This window comes from Actinomyces glycerinitolerans, from assembly GCF_900098745.1.
GTDB classification, from domain to species: domain Bacteria; phylum Actinomycetota; class Actinomycetes; order Actinomycetales; family Actinomycetaceae; genus Actinomyces; species Actinomyces glycerinitolerans.
The window spans coordinates 220237-241568 of the sequence record NZ_FQTT01000011.1; the positions used below are offsets into that span (position 1 = coordinate 220237).

The 21332-nt window shown below is 70.8% G+C and carries 19 protein-coding genes and 1 pseudogene; 10 read left to right on the forward strand and 10 right to left on the reverse strand.

The window, feature by feature from the left end; all coding sequences use genetic code 11:
• Window positions 1-72: 72 nt before the first annotated feature.
• A pseudogene (locus ACGLYG10_RS16995) lies at window positions 73-171 on the forward strand (transposase-like zinc-binding domain-containing protein); the annotation flags it as partial.
• A 654-nt stretch (window positions 172-825) separates the two neighbouring features.
• Here the strand turns inward: ACGLYG10_RS16995 and ACGLYG10_RS09535 are convergent.
• The 5 genes from ACGLYG10_RS09535 to ACGLYG10_RS09555 form a co-directional block, all read right to left on the reverse strand.
• The gene (locus tag ACGLYG10_RS09535) at window positions 826-2430 is read right to left on the reverse strand and encodes a DUF7059 domain-containing protein (protein WP_073331004.1); all 1605 of its coding nucleotides are present in this window, start codon (window positions 2428-2430) and stop codon (window positions 826-828) included.
• Window positions 2431-2528: 98 nt separating this feature from the next.
• Window positions 2529-3809, reverse strand: a complete 1281-nt coding sequence (locus tag ACGLYG10_RS09540) for a hypothetical protein (RefSeq protein ID WP_073331006.1) — start codon at window positions 3807-3809, stop codon at window positions 2529-2531.
• On the reverse strand, window positions 3806-5140 hold the full coding sequence (locus tag ACGLYG10_RS09545) for a TadA family conjugal transfer-associated ATPase (protein ID WP_170866498.1): 1335 nt from the start codon (window positions 5138-5140) through the stop codon (window positions 3806-3808). The genes ACGLYG10_RS09540 and ACGLYG10_RS09545 overlap by 4 nt, the downstream gene beginning before the upstream one ends.
• Window positions 5134-6225, reverse strand: a complete 1092-nt coding sequence (locus ACGLYG10_RS09550) for a cellulose synthase operon protein YhjQ/BcsQ (RefSeq protein WP_073331009.1) — start codon at window positions 6223-6225, stop codon at window positions 5134-5136. The genes ACGLYG10_RS09545 and ACGLYG10_RS09550 overlap by 7 nt, the downstream gene beginning before the upstream one ends.
• 146 nt (window positions 6226-6371) lie before the next feature.
• Window positions 6372-7367 carry a Fic family protein gene (locus ACGLYG10_RS09555; protein ID WP_348520450.1) on the reverse strand — a complete coding sequence of 332 codons (996 nt, stop codon included), beginning with the start codon at window positions 7365-7367 and terminating at the stop codon, window positions 6372-6374.
• 173 nt (window positions 7368-7540) lie between these two features.
• Between ACGLYG10_RS09555 and ACGLYG10_RS16660 the strand changes: the two genes are divergently transcribed.
• The 3 genes from ACGLYG10_RS16660 to ACGLYG10_RS09565 all read left to right on the forward strand — a co-directional run bounded on the left by ACGLYG10_RS16660 (window position 7541) and on the right by ACGLYG10_RS09565 (window position 10376).
• Window positions 7541-8104: a Fic/DOC family N-terminal domain-containing protein gene (locus ACGLYG10_RS16660; RefSeq protein WP_244542638.1), complete on the forward strand. Its 564-nt coding sequence runs from the start codon at window positions 7541-7543 to the stop codon at window positions 8102-8104.
• A 104-nt stretch (window positions 8105-8208) separates the two neighbouring features.
• Window positions 8209-8577: a Fic family protein gene (locus ACGLYG10_RS16665; RefSeq protein WP_244542639.1), complete on the forward strand. Its 369-nt coding sequence runs from the start codon at window positions 8209-8211 to the stop codon at window positions 8575-8577.
• A 434-nt stretch (window positions 8578-9011) separates the two neighbouring features.
• Entirely contained in the window at window positions 9012-10376 is a 1365-nt protein-coding gene (locus ACGLYG10_RS09565; protein ID WP_139240953.1) for an LssY C-terminal domain-containing protein, read from the forward strand.
• A 209-nt stretch (window positions 10377-10585) separates the two neighbouring features.
• On the opposite strand, the gene ACGLYG10_RS09570 is transcribed toward ACGLYG10_RS09565, so the two are convergent.
• Both ACGLYG10_RS09570 and ACGLYG10_RS09575 read right to left on the reverse strand, forming a co-directional pair.
• Window positions 10586-12124, reverse strand: a complete 1539-nt coding sequence (locus ACGLYG10_RS09570) for a hypothetical protein (protein WP_073331016.1) — start codon at window positions 12122-12124, stop codon at window positions 10586-10588.
• 102 nt (window positions 12125-12226) lie between these two features.
• Window positions 12227-13927 carry an alpha/beta hydrolase gene (locus ACGLYG10_RS09575; protein WP_244542640.1) on the reverse strand — a complete coding sequence of 567 codons (1701 nt, stop codon included), beginning with the start codon at window positions 13925-13927 and terminating at the stop codon, window positions 12227-12229.
• A gap of 152 nt (window positions 13928-14079) precedes the next feature.
• Between ACGLYG10_RS09575 and ACGLYG10_RS09580 the strand changes: the two genes are divergently transcribed.
• The 5 genes from ACGLYG10_RS09580 (at window position 14080) to ACGLYG10_RS09600 (ending at window position 19024) form a co-directional block, all read left to right on the forward strand.
• Window positions 14080-15072: a hypothetical protein gene (locus ACGLYG10_RS09580; RefSeq protein ID WP_244542641.1), complete on the forward strand. Its 993-nt coding sequence runs from the start codon at window positions 14080-14082 to the stop codon at window positions 15070-15072.
• A 131-nt stretch (window positions 15073-15203) separates the two neighbouring features.
• A complete protein-coding gene (locus tag ACGLYG10_RS16670; RefSeq protein WP_244542642.1) occupies window positions 15204-16124 on the forward strand; it encodes a hypothetical protein in 921 nt (306 codons plus the stop codon).
• Between the two features lie 189 nt (window positions 16125-16313).
• Window positions 16314-17024, forward strand: coding sequence for an AzlC family ABC transporter permease (locus ACGLYG10_RS09590; protein ID WP_073331021.1), 711 nt, complete (start codon window positions 16314-16316; stop codon window positions 17022-17024).
• Window positions 17024-17347, forward strand: coding sequence for a branched-chain amino acid transporter permease (locus ACGLYG10_RS09595; protein ID WP_073331024.1), 324 nt, complete (start codon window positions 17024-17026; stop codon window positions 17345-17347). Before ACGLYG10_RS09590 ends, ACGLYG10_RS09595 begins: the two co-directional genes overlap by 1 nt.
• Before the next feature lie 552 nt (window positions 17348-17899).
• Window positions 17900-19024 carry an alpha/beta fold hydrolase gene (locus tag ACGLYG10_RS09600; RefSeq protein ID WP_073331027.1) on the forward strand — a complete coding sequence of 375 codons (1125 nt, stop codon included), beginning with the start codon at window positions 17900-17902 and terminating at the stop codon, window positions 19022-19024.
• On the opposite strand, the gene nth is transcribed toward ACGLYG10_RS09600, so the two are convergent.
• A complete protein-coding gene (gene nth / locus ACGLYG10_RS09605) occupies window positions 18927-19655 on the reverse strand; it encodes an endonuclease III (protein ID WP_432416226.1) in 729 nt (242 codons plus the stop codon). The genes ACGLYG10_RS09600 and nth overlap by 98 nt on opposite strands.
• Window positions 19656-19788: 133 nt before the next feature.
• Here nth and ACGLYG10_RS09610 point away from each other — a divergent pair, with 133 nt between their 5' ends.
• Window positions 19789-20466 carry a Crp/Fnr family transcriptional regulator gene (locus ACGLYG10_RS09610; protein WP_073331028.1) on the forward strand — a complete coding sequence of 226 codons (678 nt, stop codon included), beginning with the start codon at window positions 19789-19791 and terminating at the stop codon, window positions 20464-20466.
• A 160-nt stretch (window positions 20467-20626) separates the two neighbouring features.
• Here ACGLYG10_RS09610 and ACGLYG10_RS09615 read toward each other — a convergent pair whose 3' ends face one another.
• Entirely contained in the window at window positions 20627-20785 is a 159-nt protein-coding gene (locus ACGLYG10_RS09615; RefSeq protein WP_073331415.1) for a Sp36 family protein, read from the reverse strand.
• A gap of 171 nt (window positions 20786-20956) precedes the next feature.
• Window positions 20957-21280, reverse strand: a complete 324-nt coding sequence (locus ACGLYG10_RS09620) for a WhiB family transcriptional regulator (protein WP_073331031.1) — start codon at window positions 21278-21280, stop codon at window positions 20957-20959.
• Window positions 21281-21332 lie beyond the last annotated feature (52 nt).

The following is a 21332-nucleotide window of genomic DNA, read 5'->3' on the forward strand; positions in this document are numbered from 1 at the left end:
AAGTCGGGGTGATTATGGCCTGGGAGGTTAACCCGGGGCGGTGGTTGACTTTCGGGGGTAGATGTGCGGGCCGTGAGAACACGGTCCCCACGAGCAAGGCTCTGCCCGATCTGTCAGACCCCTATGAAGAAGCCCGGCCGCACCGCCGCAGGCACCCAACGGTGGAAGTGCACCGCCCCGGTTGGACCGCCCACGCCCCGTTGGACCGCCCACGCCCCGTTGGACCGCTGTAACCGGCGGCTACGGCGGTCCAACCGGGGAACAGCGGTCCAACCGGGGAACAGGGGTCCAACAGACAGGCTCAACAGCCACGCACACCGCCACCCAACCGTGCATCGCCACCCAAGCACTTACACAACAGGACCTAGTGAGCCCGGGGGCGCCCGAACCACACACACGTTCGCGCCGACAACCCCGAAGAAGGCCTCTGGGCCCGCAAAGGCTGGGCCGGACGAACCAGCTAGAACACCCCGACACGCCGGTCTAAAGCAACACGTTCGCGCCTATAACCCGCAACAGCTCGCGACCCGCGGGTGATGTTCACCGTGGTGCCGCCTCCACCTCCGCCAGCAGTGCCGACGCCACCAGGCCAAAGGCGCCGAGGGGGATGAAGAGTGAGCAAAAGGCCCAGATCTGGCGGACTGTCGTCGAAAGCATTCCGCCGATGATCTGGGCCCTTGCGGCTCTGCGCAGCGTCCTGCTAGGCCGCTGAGATCAACATCTCCGGATGTCTCCGGGGAGTCGGGCGGTTGCCGCCGCTCGGCTCCCCATCATTATGGTGACACAGTCGCGCGATCGACAAGCCCGATCTGCGGATCACCCGTCCTACTCCCACAGCAGCAGCCCGTCGGCCAGCAGGTCGCGCGCGTCGGCGACCATGCGCGCGGTAAGCGCCTCGGCGTCGGCGCCGGTCAGTGCCGCCACGGCGGTGGCGATCTGTCCGACACTCAGCTCACCGTCGGCCACCTCCACCAGCGCCGCCAGCGCCGTGTCCGCCCGCACGGTGCGAGCGAAGCCGCCGCCCTGACGCAGCAGGATCACGCTGGGTTCGCTGTCGCCCGGACGCAGGTGGCGCTCCTCGGTGACGTCGGGCGCGACGACGGGGTGCAGCGCCGCCACCTCTACGTCGCTCATGGCGGCCAGGCGGCTGCGCGATGCCACAGACGCCGCCACATGCGGTCCGAGCGGGCCCGTCGGCCGGGTGCCGACCTCCTCCAGCGCCCGCCAGGGCGCACGGCCCCCGGCATCTGCCTCATCCGGCCGGTGCAGCACCACGTAGCCGAAGCCGACGGCCTCCACCTTCCGGGCGGCGAAGTCGTCGATCCACGCCCCCAGGGCGGCCTCGAAGCCGGTGCGGTCGCGCTCGGGAATGGTGCCGCCGTCGCGCAGCCACATGGTGGCGTACTCGACCGGGTCCTGCACCTCCCGTTGAATGACCCAGGCGTCGACGCCCTCCGGCAGCCAGCCGCTCACACGCTCCCGCCAGTCCTGGCCGGCGTGGTGCTCCCAGTTGCCGAGCATGACGGCGATGCCGCCGCCCGTCAGGTGCGCCCCGAGGGCGGGCAGGAGCATCGGCAGAACGGGGCCGCCGGCGTCGCGGTACTCCATGAGCGGCAGGCCGGCCGCGCGGACCGCCGGCGGAGTGATGACGAAGGGCGGATTGGTGGCGACCAGGTCGAAGCGGCGCCCGGCCACCGGTTCCAGGAAGGAGCCGCACAGCAGTTCCAACCGCCCGGGGTCGGTGCCGGCGAGGGCCGCGTTGAAGGCGGTGAAGGCCAGTGCCCGCGCGGAGATGTCGGTGGCGACGACGTGTTCTGCGTGCCGCAGCAGGTACAGGGTCTGGATGCCGCAGCCGCAGCCGAGGTCCAGGGCGGTGTCCACCGGGGTGCGCGGGGTCAGGCCGGCCAGGGTCAGGCCGGCTCCGCCAATGCCAAGGACGTGGTCGGGGGCCAACTGCCCCTGCGATACCAGCTCCCCCAGGTCGGAGGCCACCCACCAGCGCACCTCGCCGACGTCGTCGCGCGCCTCGTGGGGGCGCAGGTCGATGGCGGCCCGCACCCGGTCCGCGACCGCGACGACCAGCCCCATGGCCCGGGCGCCGGCGGAACCGGTGCGCGGCAGGGCCGCGTCCAGTTCCGCTGCGGACACCGGCTCCCCGAGCATGAACAGAGCGGTCAGCACGGCCACGGGGTCGGCCGCACCGCCCGGCTCGGCATCGGTGCGGGCGGAACCCTCGGCACTCAGCACCTCCCGCACCCGCCGCAGGGCGGGGTAGCGCTGCTCGCGACGCAGGGCGGCGTCGGCGGCGGGACCGAGCAGTTCGGCGACGGCGTCCACGCCCCAGCCGGACGCCTCCAGGTCGGCGCGCAGGGAGGCGGCCTGGGCCGGAGTGGCCACGGGCGGAGGTGGAGCGGTGGGGGCGTCGGTCATAGGGGCGACCGTACCGCTTTACCGCGCGCCGGCCACCGCGGGCCGCACGCGTATCCGGTCGTGCCCACCGCAGCCAGCCGCCCCGCCGTCTCCCGGGTTCATCCGGCCAGCATGTCCACGCCTACGCTGAGCACCACCGGGACGATCCCCAGGATGATGAAGGCCGGCAGAAAGCAGGTGCCCAACGGCAGCACCAGTCGGACCGCCAGGCGCTCGGCGGCCTCCGCGTCTGCGGCCTGCCGGCCGGCCCGCAAGGAGGCGGCGGTGCCGGCGAGCAGCGGCGCGGGCGAGGCGCCGTCCTCCCAGCCCGGCCGCAGGCACGCCTCGAGCCGGCCGTAGCGGCGCGGCCCCCGCGACTCCGCCCAACCCCACCACCGGCGTCGGTGCGGCCCGTTCGCGGCACCACCCTCCTCGGCGCCATCCTGCGAACCGTCCGCGGCAGCGCCCACTCCCCCGCGTCCGGCCCGCCATGCCTCGTCCCAGTCGGCCCCCAGCAGCAGGGCCCGACCGACCACGCCCAGCATCTCGTCGTCCAAGGCCCGCCCCAACGCCTGCAGCGTCCCCGGCACCGACGCGCCGGCCGCGAGCGCGGCCCCGGCCAGGTCCAGGACGAGGGCCTCATCAACCTCCTCCGGGGCGGCAGCCGCGGCCGCGACCAGCCTTCCGGTCAGCCAGTGGCCGACGCCCATGAGGACCACGCCGGCCACCCCCAGGGCACTGCCCCAGCCGCCGTCGAGGAGCATCCGCCCGGGATGAGCGCCGACCGCGGAGCCGAGCAGCAGCCCGACCGGCGGCAACAGGGCCAACAGGCGTGCGGTGGACCGCGGCCCGGACAGGGCGGTGCGGCGGGAGGCGTCGGCGTGCCCGGAGTCGGCCACTCCCCCGGCGACGGCCTCCAGCACACCCGCGAGCGGGGCGCCGAGCGCCGTTGTCAGTCGGCAGGCGGCCACGGCCCCGGGCACCGCCGCGGCGGTCAGACGCCGACGGGCGTTGCGGGCGCGGCGCCCCGGCAGCGGCGGCTCCCACTGCCAGCGTCCCGCCCGGCGGCGGGGCAGCCAGCCCGTGGGAGGCTCCCGGGCGAGGGCGCGCAGGGCGGGTGGGACGCCGTCATCGTCGGGCCGAGTGCCCTCGCTGATGCCGGCGCGCTGGAAGGTGCGCTCCCAGGCGCGCTGCGGGGTCGCGCCGGAGCGCAGCAGGGTGGCGACCTCGGTCAGCACCAGTCCGAGGTCGAGGTCCTCGGCGCCGGGTCGGGGTGGTCGGGCCAGGCGTCCGGCGTGGTGGGTGCCGAGCGCGGCCGGGGGCTCACGCCGGGCGGGCAGCAGGATCACCGCGGCGGCCAGGGCCACCAGCAGCCCGGCCAATACTTGCGCGCCGCTCATGTTCGGCTCCTGCGTCCGCCCGCGCGGGTGCGCCTCGGAGACTCGGCGTTGGTCACCGGCGCCACTGCGTCCGGGGCGGGGCTCCGCGCGGCGTCGACACCCAGGGCGGCGGCGATGGGTGTCTCCCCGATCCGTGCGGCCAGGCGGTCCACGCCGGGACCGGCCGTCACCACGCCGTCGGTGCCGACCACCAGGGCGTCCCGACAGCGCATCCGCTCCCCGTCCCGCTCCAGTACCCCGACGGCGACTACCCGGCGCAACGTGGTGGTGCCGGGTCGGGCCTGGCGGCGCAGATGGACGACGGCGTCGAGGGCGCTGACGGCCTGGGCGGACACGGCGGTCTCACCCATGCCGGCCAGGGCGCCCAGCGCGGTCAGGCGGGCGGGAACGTCGGCGGGCGAGTTGGCGTGGAGGGTGGCCCAGCCGCCCTCGTGGCCGGTGTTGAGCGCGGTCAGTACGTCGCGGACCTCGGGGCCGCGGCACTCGCCGAGCACGATCCGGTCCGGCCGCATGCGCAGGGCGGTACGCACCAGGGTGGTCATGGGGACGGCGCCGACACCCTGAACGTTCTCCCCGCGCTCCTGCAGGTGGATGACGTGCGGGTGGTCGGGGCGCAGCTCGCTGGCCTCCTCAATGCACACGATCCGTTCATCGCCGGGCACTCGCCCCAGCAGGGCCGCCAGCAGGGTGGTCTTGCCGGTGCCGGTGGCGCCGGTGACCAGGCAGTTGGCGCGGCATTCCACGAGTGCGGTCAGGACGGCGTCCATGCCGGGGACGATGGTGCCGGCGGCGACCAACTCGGGCAGGGTGAAGGCGCGGCGCCGTTTGGTGCGCAGGCAGATGAGGGTGCCGTCGGCGCTCAGCGGCGGCAGGACGGCGTTCAGGCGGGTGCCGTCGGGCAGGGTGACGTCGACGATGGGGCTGGCGTCGTCCAGGCGGCGACCGCAGGCAGCCGCCATGCGCACGGCCAGCGCCCGCGCCTGCGTCTCCGGCAGGCCGGCGTCGGGGACCGGTTCGAGCCCGCGGCCACGGTCGATCCAGGTGCAGCCGGCGCCTACGAGCACGTCGGTGACGCCGTCCAGCTCCAGCAAAGGCTGTAGGACGGGGCCGGCACCCGCGACGTCGGCGCGCACGTGTCGGGTGAGGCGGGCCAGGCCGCCCGCGCCGGTGGTGGGGGCGGCCCCGGAGCCGAGGGCGGCGTCAAGGCTGGCGCCGTGAGCCAGGGCGTTGCGCACCCGGGCCAGCTCGTCGCGGTCGGCGTCCCCGGCGCCCGTTCCCGGAGCTTCTGCCGGGGTGATGCCCGGGCCGACCGGTGAGGATGCGGCTACCATGACGCGCCCTCGGGTGCTTCGACGTCGCCCAGCAGTCGTTCGGCGACGGCGCGCGCCTGGGCGCGCAGGGTGCCGCGGCCGCGGGTGGGATCGTCACCGCGGGCGATGCGCTGGGCGACGGTGCGCTCGTGCGGGAGGACGGCGAGGATCTCGGTGCGGGTCATCAGCGCCAACTCGTCGGGGCTGACGTCCTCGCCGAGCTTGCGCACCACCGTGTACAGCCCGGGTGGCGCGTCCGCCCCCGCGCCCGCCGGGGCGGTATCCCGCCTCGCCGCCTGGAACCGCGCGGCCAGGGCCTCCGCGGCGACGGCCGAGCGCAGGTCGAGCCCGGACACCAGCAGGACGGTGGCGCCCTGCGGCACCGGCCACCCGCGGGGCAGGTCGAGCAGCACCAGGTCATGCTCGGCGCGCAGTGCGTCCAGGACGGGGCGCAGCTGCTGCGGATCGTGGGGGCCGCCGCGCCCGTCCCCGGTCAGCACGGGCATGCCCAGCCAGGTGGGCAGGGCGGTGGTGAGTTTCTCCGGGCGGAAGGCGGGCTCGTCGTCGGGCAGGTCCGCCCAGCGCAGCCCGGGCAGTACGCCGTCCCCCATGAGCAGGCCCAGGCAACCGGCGGGGTCGGCGTCGACGATGGCGACGCCGCTGCCGCGGGCGTGGCAGGCGCGCGCCAGATGCAGCAGGAAGGTACTGGCGCCTAGTCCGCCCCGCGCACCGACAACAACCAGGAGCCGGGCCCGCGGCGGATGCTGCGCGGACAGCAGCAGGACGAGGAGGTGGTCGGCGCCGTCGGGGGCGCAGCAGCGCTCGAGGCCGCCCACCACGATCCCCGGTTGGGTGGGTACCTCGGGGCTCCCCTGCCGCGTCAGCAGCAGGACGGCGGAGGTATCCGCTTCGGCGAGCAGGGCCCGGGCGGAGCCGAGCGGATCCTCTCCGGGCACGGTGACGACGGGTTCGGCGCCGGTGCAGGCCCGCACGATGTCCGCCGGGAAGCCCTCCGGGACTGCGGGCGGTTGGGCGGCAGGCTGCGCGCCGTCGGCGGTGCCGGCGAGGAGTACCCGCACGTTGGGGACGAGTGGAGCGGTTTCCATGGGGCCTCCTGCGCGACGATGCCGGACGGTCGTGACTCGTGCCGACCGCCAACAGGGTGCGCCGGGAGCCGGCAATGGTGCCGGCGGCCTGTGGATAGCGTCCGCGCGGGGTGTCTTGAACCGCGCCTGTGGGCTCCGGTCGCGGCTCAGCGAACGGCGGTGGTCCCGGCCAGGACGGAGCGGCAGATGGCCTGCCCCTCCTGGATACCGACGAGGATCGCCTCCGCCTGCCAAACGATCCAGTCGATCACGCCGTCGGGCTGCCCGGAGGCGTAGGCGGCGGCCGCATCGGCGTAGGCGCCGGGCGCGCGGCCGGCGTACTGGTCGGTGACGGCCACGCCGGTGGGTTCCAGCCCGTCGCGGGTGATCAGGTAGCGCACCAGCAGCCGACCGACGGCGGCGTTGGCGGCGATGAAGGGGCGGGCGGTGATCATCTCGCCGTGTACCACGGCGGCGCGCACGAGCGCGGGGACGCCGGGAAGGTCGAGGAGGCTGAGCAGGGCCGCGATGCGGTCCCGCAGTGCGGCGGCGTCGGGAGCCGCTCCGGGGCCGCCCTCGCGCGGGGACACCCCCGGGGCGCGCGGGATGGCGACCGCGTCCAAGGGGATTTGTCCGGTAGCGGCGAGGGGGCCGGCGACGTCGCGGTGCAAGGCGGTCAGCAAGGTGCGGGGGCTCGGTTGGGCGGGTCGGGCGGGGCCGCCCAGGTCGGGCATCCACTCGCCCAGGCGCACGCCGGCGCGCCACAGCCCGGCGGCGGCGTCTAGGGAGGGATCGCCGGTGGCGGCCTCGGCCAGGCCGCGGGCGGCGACGGCGTCGCGCAGCACCGCGGCGGGCAGGACGACGCCCTCGACGGCGGCGGAGGCGATGGCGCCACGTATTGCGGTCTCGGCGCGGGCCTCGCGCCAGCGGCGACGTAGGGCCTGGTGCCAGCGCAACTGCGTGGAGGCGTCGCGCACGGCATCCTCGGCGCGCTTGACCCGCGGGTGAGCGGCGAGCGCCTCCAGTGCCCGGACGGTGGGATCACTGGTGCGCGCAGGCCGCTGGTGCCGCGCGCGTGGCGCGCCCGCGGACTCGGCCGCGCGCACGGACGGCACCCCGCGCGCCGGCCGCTCGCCAGGCGGCGGTCCGATCGACACCCCCATGCTGATCACGGAGCCACTGTAGGCGTGCGGGCGGAGCCCGCCACAAGCCGGTGCGCATGCGACTGCGTCGCAAACACCCGTTATGTGCAACGCACCAAGAGCAGATGTCACACAAGTGCCCGTTGTATGCAAAGTTCCTCTGGAACATGTCACACAAGTGCCGTTAGGCTGACATGGTGGACCTTGAGATGTTCAAACACAGCTCGATGGGAGAACTCGTCGACATCGCAGGCTCTGACGCGCTCCTTGGAGACTGGAGACACAAGGCCTTCATCCCGGCATCCTTGGGCGCGCACGAACCTGAGTTGACCGGAGCCACATACCGCTCCATCGCCCAGGCCCGCGCCGCTCTGGCGGCTTTGGACGCCACCGCTCGTCGCCTGCCGAATCCTTACCTCCTGCGTACGCCCGTACTGCGCCGCGAGGCTCAGTCAACCTCAGCGTTGGAAGGCACCTACGCTCCGCTTGACGATGTCCTCACAGCCGATGAAGACGCTCCATCCACGCCCCAGATGACTGAGATCCTCAACTACGTGGCCATGGCGGATCAGGGCTTCGCCTGGGTTCAGGAGGGACGACCTCTCACCGTCGGTCTCATCGAGGACCTTCAGGGACGTCTGATGCGGGGGACTCCTTTGGAGCCCGAATCGGGCCACCTGCGCACCACCCAGGTGGTAATCGGCCGTCGCGATGAGGCCGCTTCCGCGACGGCAACGGACGACTCGGACGCTACCTGATCGTCCTGACGCTGCTGTCCCTCGGCGTACTAAGTGAGCCGACGCTCACAGTCTCACCCTGGTTTGAGGCTCGCCGCAGCCACTACTACGACGCCCTCCTCGGGGTGAGCACGAACGGCGACTGGGACACCTTCCTCAGTTTCTTCGCCTCCGGCCTTGCCGCTGCCGCAACCAGCACCCAGAAGCAGATGGAGACACTCACGCAGGTGCAAGGTGAACTCAAACAAGTCATCCATTCCTCGTCTCTGCGTTCCGCACGCGCTGCCGACCTGGTGGACCTGGCGGTGTCGACGCCGTCTTTCACGGTGCGCACGGTGGCACAGCGACTTGGACTGTCCTACGGGCGAGCCAGTGGTCTGGTGGGGCAGTTGGCCGACTTGGGAGTCCTGCGGACACTCAATCCCGACGCACAGCCGCGCCGCTTCACCGCACCCCGAGTGCTAACAGTCCTACTCGCCGGAGACCCGGTGTAGCTGCGTACGGGTGGTTACTCGCTTCGATAGAAGACGGCTTCGTAGGCGTTTACGGGCACGTCGTGTCTCCTGGCTGGCGACCTACTACGACGACGACGCGCGACGGATCCGTCGTGCCCGCCGCAGAACTCGTCTGCTACGCCACTTCGCCGTTTGGTACGCCGGTTAGAGGTCCGCTGTATACCTCGGAGGCCTTCAACAGACCGCTAAGTGGCGTAGCAGAGCACAAACCGGCGCAGTAGGCGGTCAAGTGGACAGGCACCCAGCACCGCCGTCCAAGTTGGGGCCTCGGCCCCGCAAGGCCTGCGCAGCTTGTCAAGGAAGCGACCGGTGCTGTCTGATGTCATAGGTCCGGTACTGTGCGGGACATGACCGGTGAACGAAATGCTCGCGCGTTACCGGCCCAGGCCGACCGCAGCGGCGCCGCCGCACCGATGGTGCGCACTCGCCCCCGTCCTGATTCCCCGCCCGTCTACTCGGCGGGATCGGACAAGGTGCTGGCCGCCGGCGCCCGTGACTGGGGCCTCGACGACGTCCTGGACGCCGTCTTCTTCGCCGTCGCCGCGCTGGCCACGCTCTGGCTGGCATGGCTGCTGCTCGGTTCGGGCACCCACCTGAGCCCGGGGGCGATAGTCAACATCGTGCTGTTCTGGGCGGTGCTGTCCTATCTGGCGCTGCCCCGCCTGCATCAGATACTCACCTGGTTGTACGTGCCCGACTACTTCATCGGCCGCACCCGTACCGCCGACGGTCTGCTGGGCGATCCGGTCAACCTCGCCGTGCTAGGCGACGAGGAGGACATCCATGCCGCAATGACGAAGGCCGGCTGGGTGCGCGCCGACCCCATCACGCTGCGCTCGGCATGGGGGATCGTCGTCTCCTCGCTGCTGCGCCGCTCCTACCCGGCCGCACCGGTCTCCGACCTACTGCTGTTCGGGCGCAAGCAGGACTTCGCCTACCAGAAGGAGGTGGAGGGCAACCCGGCCCAGCGGCATCACATCCGGTTCTGGCGTGTGCCCGAGGGCTGGGTCATGCCCGGCGGCCGCCGCGTGGACTGGCTGGCCGGTGCGACCTACGACCGCTCCGTGGGGCTGTCCACCCTCACCTTCCAGGTGACGCACAAGATCGACGCCGACATCGACGTCGAGCGCGACTATGTGGTCGACGACGTCCGCTGGGCCAATGATGCCGCCTCGCTGGAGATATGGCCGGACTTCTTCACCGCCTACCACCACCGCAACGGCGGTGGCGACCGGATCGTCACCGACGGCGATCTGTACGTGCTGAACCTGGATCGCCTGGTACCCGACTCCGGTGGCGAATTGCAACGGGCACGCAGGACTGAGGCCGAGGTGCGCCGTCGGCGGCCGCCGGAGCTGATTGTGGCCATGGTGCTGGTGGTGTCGCTTCTTTGTGCCAATGCGCTGAGGCTGTTCGGCGGTGCGGCCATCGACGACATTGCTCGTGAACTGGATGGGAGTGGCGTCGCCGACACCCGTCGACTGGTCGTGGCGACGGCGACGGTAACCACCGCGGTGATGACGGCCCTGATCCTGGGGCTGGCGGTGGCGGTCTGGCTCGGGCATCCCCGTGCCCGCATCGCCCTGATGGTGGTGCTGGGTCTGAGCCTCGGTTCGCTCATGACCGAGATCTCCGGGGTCGGGATTCGCCAGGCGAGTTGGGGGCCGATCGTCGCGGCGGCGCTGGGAGTGCTGGCGCTGCTGGCGATGACGGCCAGACCCATTCCCCGCTGGGAGCGGGAGCACAAAGCCGAACGGCTGCGGGCACGGGCTGAATGAACCTCGAATGGGCCCTGGAGGAGCTATGTCGCTCCGGTCGCCACACTCGGTCCTGCTGGCCGACCGCCGCGGCGGCGGTCGGTGCGAGGTGTTCTGGTGCGGACTTACCCGTCACCGTGTCCCATGCTCATCCGCTGTTTACCGTCGGCCGCCCCCCTATACGCGCCCCGCTTCTGGGCGACGCGGGCCGTATTGCTCCCCACCAAGAGTCATTTGGCGACAAACACCTCCCTGCCGTTCTCGGTGGTCTTCTCGGCCTTGATGGTTCCGGTGATCTCATCACCCGTGACCGTGAGCACGCCGTCGGCGTAGCTGTGCGGCGCGTTGATCAAGGGGATATTCAGCGATTCCTTGTCAGCGCCGGTGAAGGTCGGCACTCCCAGCACCTGAAGATTCTGCCCCTCACCATTCAGGACCAGAATGGTGGTGGTCAGCACCACCTTGTCCTTGTAGACGAAGGAACCGCCGTAACCGATCTCATCCAACTTGGGCAGGTGCAGGTAGGCCACCGAAGTATCCGCCTCGGCGTCGTCGATCTTCTTGATGTCCGGTGCAACGTACTGGTCGGCCTCCTTGATCGCCTCGTCAACCTGACCACCGACCTCGGGGTCAACCTCCTCCGGAACGGGGGCCACGTCCTCCAGGAGCATCTCCGTGAGCGTCTTGCCACTGGTGAAGAAGCCGTTCTTCCAGTCGGGCTTGACCGCGTCCAGCAGCACCCCGGTGATGAATCCGAATGCATAGGACTCCACGTCGACCGATACGTCCAGCGGTTCCTCCTTCAGCAGCGCCGCCTGCCGGGTCTGAAGCTGCTCAGGGGACTGATTCTCCTGGATGGACAGCGCCATGTACTCCACGTACCGGGCAGTGCCCTCAACGATGTCGTACTGATGGATGTCCTCGGCCTCGCCCGCGAACTCCGACTTCCAGGTGTCCATCCAGTAGCGGGCGTGCCCCAAGTGCTCGGACCGCTTGTCCGCATCCGTTGCCGCCTGGCGCAAGCGGTGCAGCATCATGCGCCGCAGGGTGCGGGGCTGCGCCTGGTACGGGTAGGGGGTGTCCCTGCTGCTGGAGGCGGTCACATTGATCTCGCCCTGATAGTAGAAGTGGACCAGTTCGTGGGTCATGAGCGCGAAGGCGTAGGTGGCCGGATCCTTCAGATCCGCGACGGGCTCCGAGGCGCCGGTGGCGGTCACGGACGGCGTGGAGTTCATACCCGCGGCGGCCCCACCGCCCTCTCTGCCGCTAACCCCCACCGTGGCTGCCTGACCGAGGTTGAGGGTGATGGACGGCTGGTCCTCGAAGGTGATCTTGCCGTAGGAGGTGGGCACCTCAATGCTCGCGTACTCGTCGGCCTTGAGTTCCCGTTGACCGTCAACCGAGATCGCCCACGCACGTTTCACCTTGAACTGCTCGTCGACCTGCATGGCCACGATCCGATGCCTGGTGTAATCGACCCCCGGCCACACCTGCCCCATAAGCGGCCAGACACGGGTCACCCAGACGGACACCCCCTCTACCACGGTCTCGTACTGCTCATCGGACAGCGACGGCGCACCTGCCAGACTGCCGAGCGGGTCCTGCGCTCCCGCGGGGGGCTCGGGGGCCGGCGATGTGGACACCGGGCTCTTGCCCCGCGAGTCATTGCCGCCCGCGCAGGCCGCCAATGGCAGCAGGAGCGCGGCCCCGATAGCCGCTACGGCAGAGCGGCGCGTGAGTGAGAAGGAGGTTGGACTGGACTCAGTCATCAGATGCTTCACTTTCAACGGTCGTTTCAACTTCTATGGCTTTCTGAACATTGCACAGCGGTGGTTGAGCGAGTCCGTTCAACCGACCCGCCCCGCCCGGGTTCAGTAGTACTGCTCAATCTCCTCCTTGCAGGTCAAGTCCTTCTCCGGCAGCTCGCCGCGCAGCAGGTAGTTGTCGATGGTGTTGTCCACGCAGTCACCCTTGCGCTTATAGGCGCCGTGACCGTTGCCCTCCACGGTCAGCAGGCGGGCAGAGTCCAGCTGGGCGGCCAGATCCTTGGCCCACTGGTACGGGGTGGCGGGGTCTCCGGTGATGCCGACGACGAGGATCGGTGCCGCACCCGTGGCACGGATCTCACCCGGCTGGTTATCGGTGTGGTGTCCCCAGCCCTTGCAGAACGCGTCGGGGTAGGTCAGCCCCGTGCCGAGCGTGGGCGCCACCTCCTGGATTCTGGCCGCCTGCTCGTCCCACTCGGACTCGTCTCCACGGACCGGGTAGTCGAGGCAGTCGATGGCGCTGATGGCGTTCTCATTGGCCGCCTCGCGGGCCTCCTTCTCAGCCAGCTCCTGCGGGTCCGTCTCATCGTCCACCAGTGACGGATTGGTCAGCACGGCGAGGGCCGTACCGTCATTGTTCTTGATCGCCTGGCTGAGCGCCGCGGTCAGAAGGTCCCATGCACTGTTGTCATACATCATGTCGATCAGGGTCTTCGTGAGCGTCGCCCCGTCTACGGAGTCGCCCAGAGTGGACGGCAGCGGCGTGGTGTTGGCCTTCTCAATGAGTTGCCTGATCTGCTCGACGCCGGAGTCGACATCCCCGGTCAGTGGGCAGTCCTCTCCCGCCTGGCAGTGTTCGACGTAGGCGCGCAGGCTCTTCTCAATGGCCTCCGCCTGCTGCACCACGTTGTCCGCATTCTCCTGTGAGGGGTCCTGCGCGCTGTCCAGCACCATCCGGCCCACGTTCGCGGGGAACATCTCCGCGTAGCGCGCTCCCAGGTAGGTCCCGTAAGAGGTTCCCAAGTAGTGCAGGCGCGCATCACCCGATAGCGCCCGCAGCACATCCATGTCACGCGCCACCGAGGCGGTGTCCATGTGGTCGATCAGATCGGGTTCAGGCGAGTACTGCTTGCACCTGGCGGCCAGTTCGGCCGCAGTTTGCTCGGTGCTCTCGGCGGTCTCCTCCTCAAAGTCCACCGGCGTTGAGCCCTGCCGCGGATCGGCGGCATCATTGTCCTGCTGCTGGTTGGTGGCTCCGGAACTCTTCTGCTGCAATGTGGCCTCGGCCACCTCACTCATCTCCTGCGGGCTGAGGCAGGTCAGGGGCGTGGACTCGCCCACCCCGCGCGGGTCGAAGCCGAGGATGTCGTAGCCCGCTCGCAGTGCGTCGGAGAAGACGCCCTCCTGCGAGACGTATTCCAGGCCGCTCCCACCGGGTCCTCCGGGATTGGTCAGCAGCGTGCCGATCGGCTTGCCCGACGTGGAGGGGAGCTTCTTCAACGCCAAGTCGATGGTCTTACCCGAGGGCTCGTCGTAGTTCAGCGGAACCTTCGCCGTGGCGCACTGGAAAGAGGCGTCGTCGTCGCATTCCTTCCAGTCGAGCTTCTGATTGTAGAAGGTCTCCAGGCCTGCGGGTACCGGCGGAGCGCTCTGCGCATCCACCGGGATGGCGGATGTCGTACCGCCCGACGCCGTCGAGCCGCTGCGGTTGTCGCTGACTGCGGTACACGCAGACAATGCCAGGCATGCGACTGCCGCTACCGCAAGCGGAGCAGCAACCTTATTGTGAATCATTTTCGTTCTCATGAACGGGAATGTAAACATCTCCGACACCGTCCGAATCCCCCCGCCGACCGATTGCCCCGTCGGCCACGGTCATGCCACGGGAGGAGACCCCTACACCTCAGCCAACGGACGACGCCGAGCACGGCCAACCGCCAATCGTCTAGAATCCGGTTGTGGCGCAAGACAAGTCCTCCCCCGCGACGGCGTCATCGGGGCGAGCCGTCCCCACGCCGTCGACCCCTGATCCCGATCCCGACGGCGTCCGCCAGGCGCCGCGCTCGCGCCGCGGCGACTACCTGCTGACCGCCGCCGTCGGCGTGGTGTTGCCGCCGCTGACGCTCGCCCTGGCTGGTGCGACCGCCCAGGCCTCCACCGCCGGCCAGCTGCTGCGCATGATCGTGCTCGGGCTGCTCACGCTGCTGTTGTCCGCCCTGGCGCAGTGGCTGTTCGCGGTGCGTTCCTCTTTGGGCGGTCTGGTCGGCGGTGTGGTCGCGCTGGTGGCGCAGGCAATCATCCTGCTCAGCCCCGAGCGCGCCGCCGCCGCACCCTTCGAGTGGGCCCGCTCCCTGATCCCCACCGGCGCCGTGCTCATCGTCGCGGGACTGCTGCTGGGCGGTTCCTGGGGGATGCGCCGGGCTCGCCGCGCGGGGCGCGTGGAGGCACGCCTATCGGTAAGGCTTGGTGCGAGCGATCGGAAACTGGGGGTCACCCCGGCGGCCCCGCCTTCGCGACGGCGCGACCACGTGATCTCCTTCCCGCTTACGGCAGTGGCGGTGGGAGCCGGCCTGACCCTGCTCGCGGTCGGGTATGCGCCCCTGGTGTCCCCGGGGGCGTCGCTCGGAGGCGCCCTGCTCGAGCCCGCACTGGCACTGGTGCTGCTGGCCCTGGGGGCAACCTTGACCGGGCGATCGACCCTGGGGGCCCGCGTCACCGGGGCGCTGCTGGCACTGTTCTCTCTGCCCGCAATGCTGGCGCAGGTGTGGCCGCAGCTGCCTGGTGCCGGGCTGCTGGCCCGGCTGCTTCCCCACGACCCGACCGGTATCAGCCTGCTGCTGGCGGGCACGGTGCTGGTCACGGTCGGGTGGGGCGCGCACCTGGCCCGGCGCCGAGGGCGGGCGGGTGAACTCGCCGAACTGCACTCCCGCGAGACACCGCCGCACGTGTAAGGCGCCGCAGCAGGCCCGGCCTCCGCCGACGCCACCTCACCTGCCAACTCGGTCGACTTTCGGCCCCCGCCCGGCACGCCTCCCCGCGGGCGGGTACCCGACCATTACCGTGGGCGGAAAAGGAGGTCACGATGAGCACCGACACCACCGCCGGGAACGACCCCGAGGATCAGGCCACCGCTTCCGATCTCGAATCCACGGCCTGGGCCCGCGCATCCGCGCCGGGCGACGCCGCGGCCGACGGACCTACGCCCGACGCACCGAACACCGCCGAGCCCGAGCCCAGCGCTGCCGATCTCGCGGCCACCCCCGCCGCCTCCGCGGACGCCATCCCCACCGCCTCCAGCACGCCGGAGGAGAAGACCACCTCCACCCTGTTCCCACCGGACCCCGCCCCGGCCCCGGCGGCTCAACCGCCGCTCGCCTCACAGGACACCGCGGACCTACCGCCCGACACCCAGGCAGACGCCAGCCCCGCCGCAGAGCAACCCGAGCCGCGCGCCCCCAAGGCACGCACGGAGGACGACATCCTGCTGGACGGCTCCAGCGTCGTCGGCCGCCCGAAGTCCCGCGCAGCCGCCCACTGGGCCGGCGTGCTGGTCTGGGTGGTAGCCCTTCCCCTGGCCTGGTACCTCTTCCACGACGGGGCCGCCGCCGCGGTCGACGGCGCCACCCCGCTGAGCTTCGGCACGCCGGTGCGCGCGCTGCTGGAGTTGGGTGCGGGCGCCGTCGTGCTCGCCATCGCCCTGTGGACGGCAAGCCGCTCCAGCCTGGGATCCTTCGTCGTCGGCGTGGTCTCGCTGCTGGTCGGGGTGCCGTTCCTGGTGGCACCGACGGCGATGAACGGCTCGATCGGACCGTTACTGGACCGACTCACGGCACATTCGAACCTGGGCGCCTCCCTGTCCAGCTACTTCTGGGCGGACGCCGTCAGCGGCAAGTTCGTTGCCTTCGGTATGTTCATGATCATGGTTGGCGTGGTCTCGCACAACGCCCGCCGTGCGGGTCGCCGCGAGCAGGAGATCATCGATCGCGGCCGTCACAACGACTGACCCCAACACCGATGCGTCCGCGGCGGTGCCGCCCACAGGCAGGTCGGCCCCGAACAGCGGCGCGGTCTCACCATGAAACCAACGGCGCTCCCGCGCCCGCCGGCGGCCTAACCTGGGCCGGTGCCCGCTCCCCGTACCTCCCCCACCGGCCCGCGCCCGGCGTCCGCGTCCCGCCCGGCGTCGCTGCCGATGGTGACGAGGCGCGACGCCGCCCGCGACGCCGTGCCGGTCGTAATCGGCTACATCACGCTTGGCCTGGCGGCCGGCCTGCTACTGGTCGCCGAGGGCCTGAACTGGTGGTGGGCGCCGCTTTGGAGCGTGCTCATCTACTCGGGCACCATGCAGATGCTGCTGGTACCGCTGGCCGGTGCCGGGGAGCCGCTGGCGGCGATCGCCGCCTCCACACTGTTCGTTTCCGGCAGGCACGTCTTCTACGGACTGGGTTTTCCCCTGGACCGGGTGCGCGGCCGCCTGGTCACCCGCCTGTATGCGATCCATGCCATCACCGACGAGGTGTACGCCCTGTTGGCCTCGCGGGAGCGGACGGCGATGAGCGGGCGCTACATCGTCACCGTCGAGGTCATGAGCCACTGCGCGTGGATCTTCGGCACCACGGCGGGGGCGCTTGCGGGTACGGGTCTGGCTGCCCTGGTCGGGGAGCGGGTGGAACTGCTCGGCTTCGTGCTGACGGCGCTGTTCGTGGTCCTGGCGATTGAAAACTGGCGTTCCCACCCGGACCTGGCGGTGCTGCTGATCGGGTTCGTGGCCGGCGCAGTCGGACTGGCGGTGGGCGGATCGGCGGCCCTGCTCAGCGCCCTGGGTACTCTCGCCGTCGCACTGATCGCGCTGTACACCTGGCGGCAACGCGCCGCCCGGACCGCCGGCGAGGAGGCGCGCTGATGCTGACCAACTCCCAGCTGGCGCTGACCGTCGTGGTGGTGGCGGCGATCACCTTCGCCTGCCGTATCGCGCCCTTCGTGCTCCTGCGCGGCCGCGGCCGCGTACCTTTGCTGACCTTCCTCGGCGACGCCATGCCACTGGGCGTCATGATCGTGCTGGTGGCCTACACGCTCGACGGCGTGACCACCTCCCCGGCCACCTGGCTGCCCGCCGTCGTCGGTATCGGCACTACTGCCGGACTGCACCTGTGGCGCCATGCGATGGGCCTGTCCCTGGTCGGGGGTACCGCCGTCTACGTGGCGGCCTCGCTACTGATGGCCTGAACCACTTCGCTCCGCGGCCACCAGCCGAGCGCTCCGCGAGCACAGCATGAACCTCGCTCGGGGATGGATCGGACCTCCCTCGGGAACACGCCGGCCCTCGGCACTCGACAATCGGGCGACGCCGGTGACGGTTCACGCCTTCGTCTGACGGTTCGTGTACTCACCCAGCGGTCCGGCACCTTCGCCCGACGGTTCGTGCGCTGGCCTGACGGTTCGTACGTTGCGGTCGACGATTCGGCACATCCGGTGACGGTTCGTGGGGTAGGGGTACGAACCGTCGTCGTTCATGCCGAACCGTTGCTGCTACCTGACGAACCGTCACCGGAACACACGAACCGTCCATACCCGCAACGGCGCCGACGACGTCCTCATCAACCCGAGAACGACCTCGCCAGCCCGACGTCGACCTCCCACACCCAAACACGACCACCACACCCCGACCGCCAGCCCGAACCACCACCCCCACAAACACGAACAGCTCTTTCAAGCAATGTCGGTGAAGGGCCGCGGCAGACCGAGCGGGCATCGACGTCTTACCAGTAGGCTGCCGCTGTGCAAGCCACCGTGACTCGTCCCGGACCGTGGACCCACCGCCACGTCACCGCAGGCGGTACTCGTTTCCACGTCGTCCTGGCCGGCCCCGAGGCTCCGCTGGCCTCCGCCGTCCCGCCCCCGGCCTCACCGGCGGCACGCAACCCCGAGACGGCCGCGCCGGCCGGACACCCGGTCCTGCTGCTGCACGGCTTCCCCGAGTGCTGGTGGACGTGGCGACATGTGATCCCGGCGCTGGCGGACGCAGGCCACCGCGTGATCGCCGTCGACCTGCGCGGCTTCGGCGGCTCCGACCGCCCGCCGTCGGGATACGACCTGGTCACTCTCGCTCGCGACGTCGCCGCCGTGGTGCGCGCGCTCGGGCACGACCACGCGATCATCGTCGGCGCCGGGCTCGGCGGGCAGGTCGGCTGGACGCTGGCCAGCCTGGAACCAGAGCTGACGGTGGGGCTGGTGCCGATTGGGGCGCCGCATCCTCTGGCCGTGCGCTCCCTGCCCATGCGCACCGTCATGGGCTCCACGGTGCAGCACCTGTTCTTCAACGTCCCCCTGCTGCCCGAACGCAGCCTGCGGACGACGGCGGGCGTCGAGCGGCTGCTGCGCTCCTGGGCGGCCCCAGCCACGCGCCCACTGGTCACCGAGGGCGCCGAGTATTACGCCGCACTGCTGGCGCGCCCGGGCGCGGCGCATTCCGCACTGGAGAGCACCCGCCGCTCCACCCTCACACGCGCCGAGGTGCAGGCGCTGAACCGGCCGACGACGGTGCCGGTGTTGTCCGTGCAGGGCGAGTTCGACCCGGTGCAGCCCGCCCGGGCCCACGCCCGCGACACCCACCATGTGGTCGGCGTCCTGCAGCAGGTGACCATCCGCGGCGTCGGGCACTTCCCGCAGGAGGAGGCACCCGAGCGGCTGGTTGACGTGCTGCTGCCCTTCCTCACCGAGCTGGCGGCCCCGCCCCGACAGGCCCAGTCCCAGTCGCACTCCTCCATCCGTAGGCAGCGGACCGGCGCGCGCCGCAGGACGTCGTTCATACGCCCACCCGGGGGCATAGCCCGGCGGCGTTCAGCGCGCACGCCTCGCAGCGGGGAGCGCGGGCGCGGCACACCGTCCTCCCGTGCTCAATGAGCCGGTGACACCCGCCCGTCCACCGCGCCGGTTCCCACAGGGCGGCAAGATCGCGTTCGACGGCGAGCGGATCGCGCGCCGTCGTCCAGCCCAGGCGGCGCGATAGGCGGCCCACATGCGTGTCCACGGTGATCGCGGGCACGCCGAAGGCGTCGCCGAGCACCACGTTGGCGGTCTTGCGCCCCACTCCGGGCAGGGCCACCAACGCCTTCCGGTCCGCGGGCACCGCGCCGCCGTGAGCGGCTACCAGCTCGGCACCCAGCGCGATCAGTCGGGCCGCACGGGTGTGGTGCATGCCCAAGGGCCGCAGCCGCGCCTCCAGGTCGACCCGGTCCGCGCCAGCGAGCGCGGCCGCATCCGGGTAGCGGGCGAACAGTTCCGGGGTGATGGTGTTGACGCGGGCGTCGGTGGTCTGGGCGGACAGGACCGTCGCCACCAGCAGCTGAAAGGGGCTGTCGTGGTCCAGGGTGCAGCGGGCGTCCGGGTACAGGCCGATCAGGACGTCGTCGACGGCGGCGGCCCGCCGGGCGGCCGCGTCACTCGGGGCGTCTGGCTCACCCGGGGTGGGAACCGGCGCGCCCGGGCTAGGGGTCGACCCGCCCGGACCCGTCGACGTGGCCGATGACTCGATGATTTGACCTGGCACACAGTGAGACTACAATGCTCGTCGGCGTGCCACAGGTCACAAGCCGTGGCTAGGATATGACGTAAGAGGCCCCGCTCGTTTCCGGGCCCGCCCTACTACACACCACAGGAGGACCCTCGTGGAAGACAGCATCATCTCCAAGATCCCACTGTTTGAGGGGATGAATCCGGAGGAGCGGGAAGAGCTGCGCAACATGATGACGCAGACCACCCTGCGCCGCGGCGAGATCCTCTTCAACGAGGGTGACCCGGGCGACCGCCTGTACATCCTCCTATCCGGCAAGATCAAGCTCGGCCACGCCTCCGCCGACGGGCGGGAGAACCTGCTCGCGGTGCTCGGCCCCGGCGAGGTCGTCGGCGAACTGACCCTGTTCGATCCGGGCCCGCGCTCCACCACGGCCACCGCGGTCGCCCCCACCGACCTGTTGGCGCTGGAGCACACCCAGCTGATGAGCTTCATCGAGACGCACCCCACCCTGGCCAAGGACATGCTGCGCGCCCTGGCCCAGCGGCTGCGCCGTACCAACACGGCCCTGGCCGACCTGGTCTTCTCCGATGTGCCCGGCCGCGTCGCCAAGGCCCTGCTGGACCTCGCCGACCGCTTCGGCTCCACCACGGAGGACGGGGTGCACGTGCCGCACGACCTCACCCAGGAGGAGCTCGCCCAGCTGGTCGGCGCCTCCCGCGAGACGGTCAACAAGTCGCTGGCGGAGTTCGTCTCCCGCGGCTGGATCCGTCTGGAGGGGCGCGCCGTCACTCTGCTCGACGTCGACCGCCTGCGTCGTCGCGCCCGCTGACGCCCGCATCTCCTTCGCCGCAAGCTCGGCGCGGATAAAACGCCGAAACCGGCACGAATGACGTGCCGGTTTCGGCGTTCGTTGCTGCTGGCGCGGCCGCTCGGAGTGGTCGGCGGTCCGGCCGACCGCGGTTACCCGGACCGCCGACCGCAACCACGTCTCAGGCCAGTGGCCGCTTCAAATAGGCGACCAGGTTGTCCGAGCCGGTCGGGCCGGGAACCACCTGCACGAGCTCCCAGCCGTCGGCGCCCCACTGGTCGAGGATCTGCTTGGTGGCGTGGACGAGCAGGGGCACGGTGGCGTACTCCCACCGGGTAATTCCCGGGGCATTGCTGTTGCTTGTTGCGTCGGTCATGACCTAAAGCCTATGGGGCAAGAAGCACAGCCGAAAGCTCAGCGGCGGCGTGGCCGCGCATTCCGCCCCGCAAAGCAACGAGCACATACGGGCGCGCTGCGGACCCAGTTACCGCGGGCCCAACACCGGCGCCGGTCACCGCACGCGCGCGAGGATGCGGGGAGCGCGTCGGGCATGAATCTCGGCGACCAGTTCGTCGTCCTCGCGGCGCAGCCACTCGCTCCAGTCGGTGACCTCCGGGAACCGCCGCAGCAGCGCTCGACGTTCACGCTCGGTGAGCCCTCCCCAGACGCCGAAGCTCAACTCCGAGTCCAGGGCCTCCGCCAGGCACTCCATGCGTACCGGGCAGGTGAAGCACAGCGAACGGGCATCGCGCTGCTCCGCCCCCTTGCCGAACAGCCGGTCGGGCTGGACGCTTGCGCAGGCCGCACGGGCCGCCCAAGTCTGGTCGCTCGTCATTTCTCACTCCCCTACCGCTGCGGTCGACTACAATGTCGGCCGGATCACACGT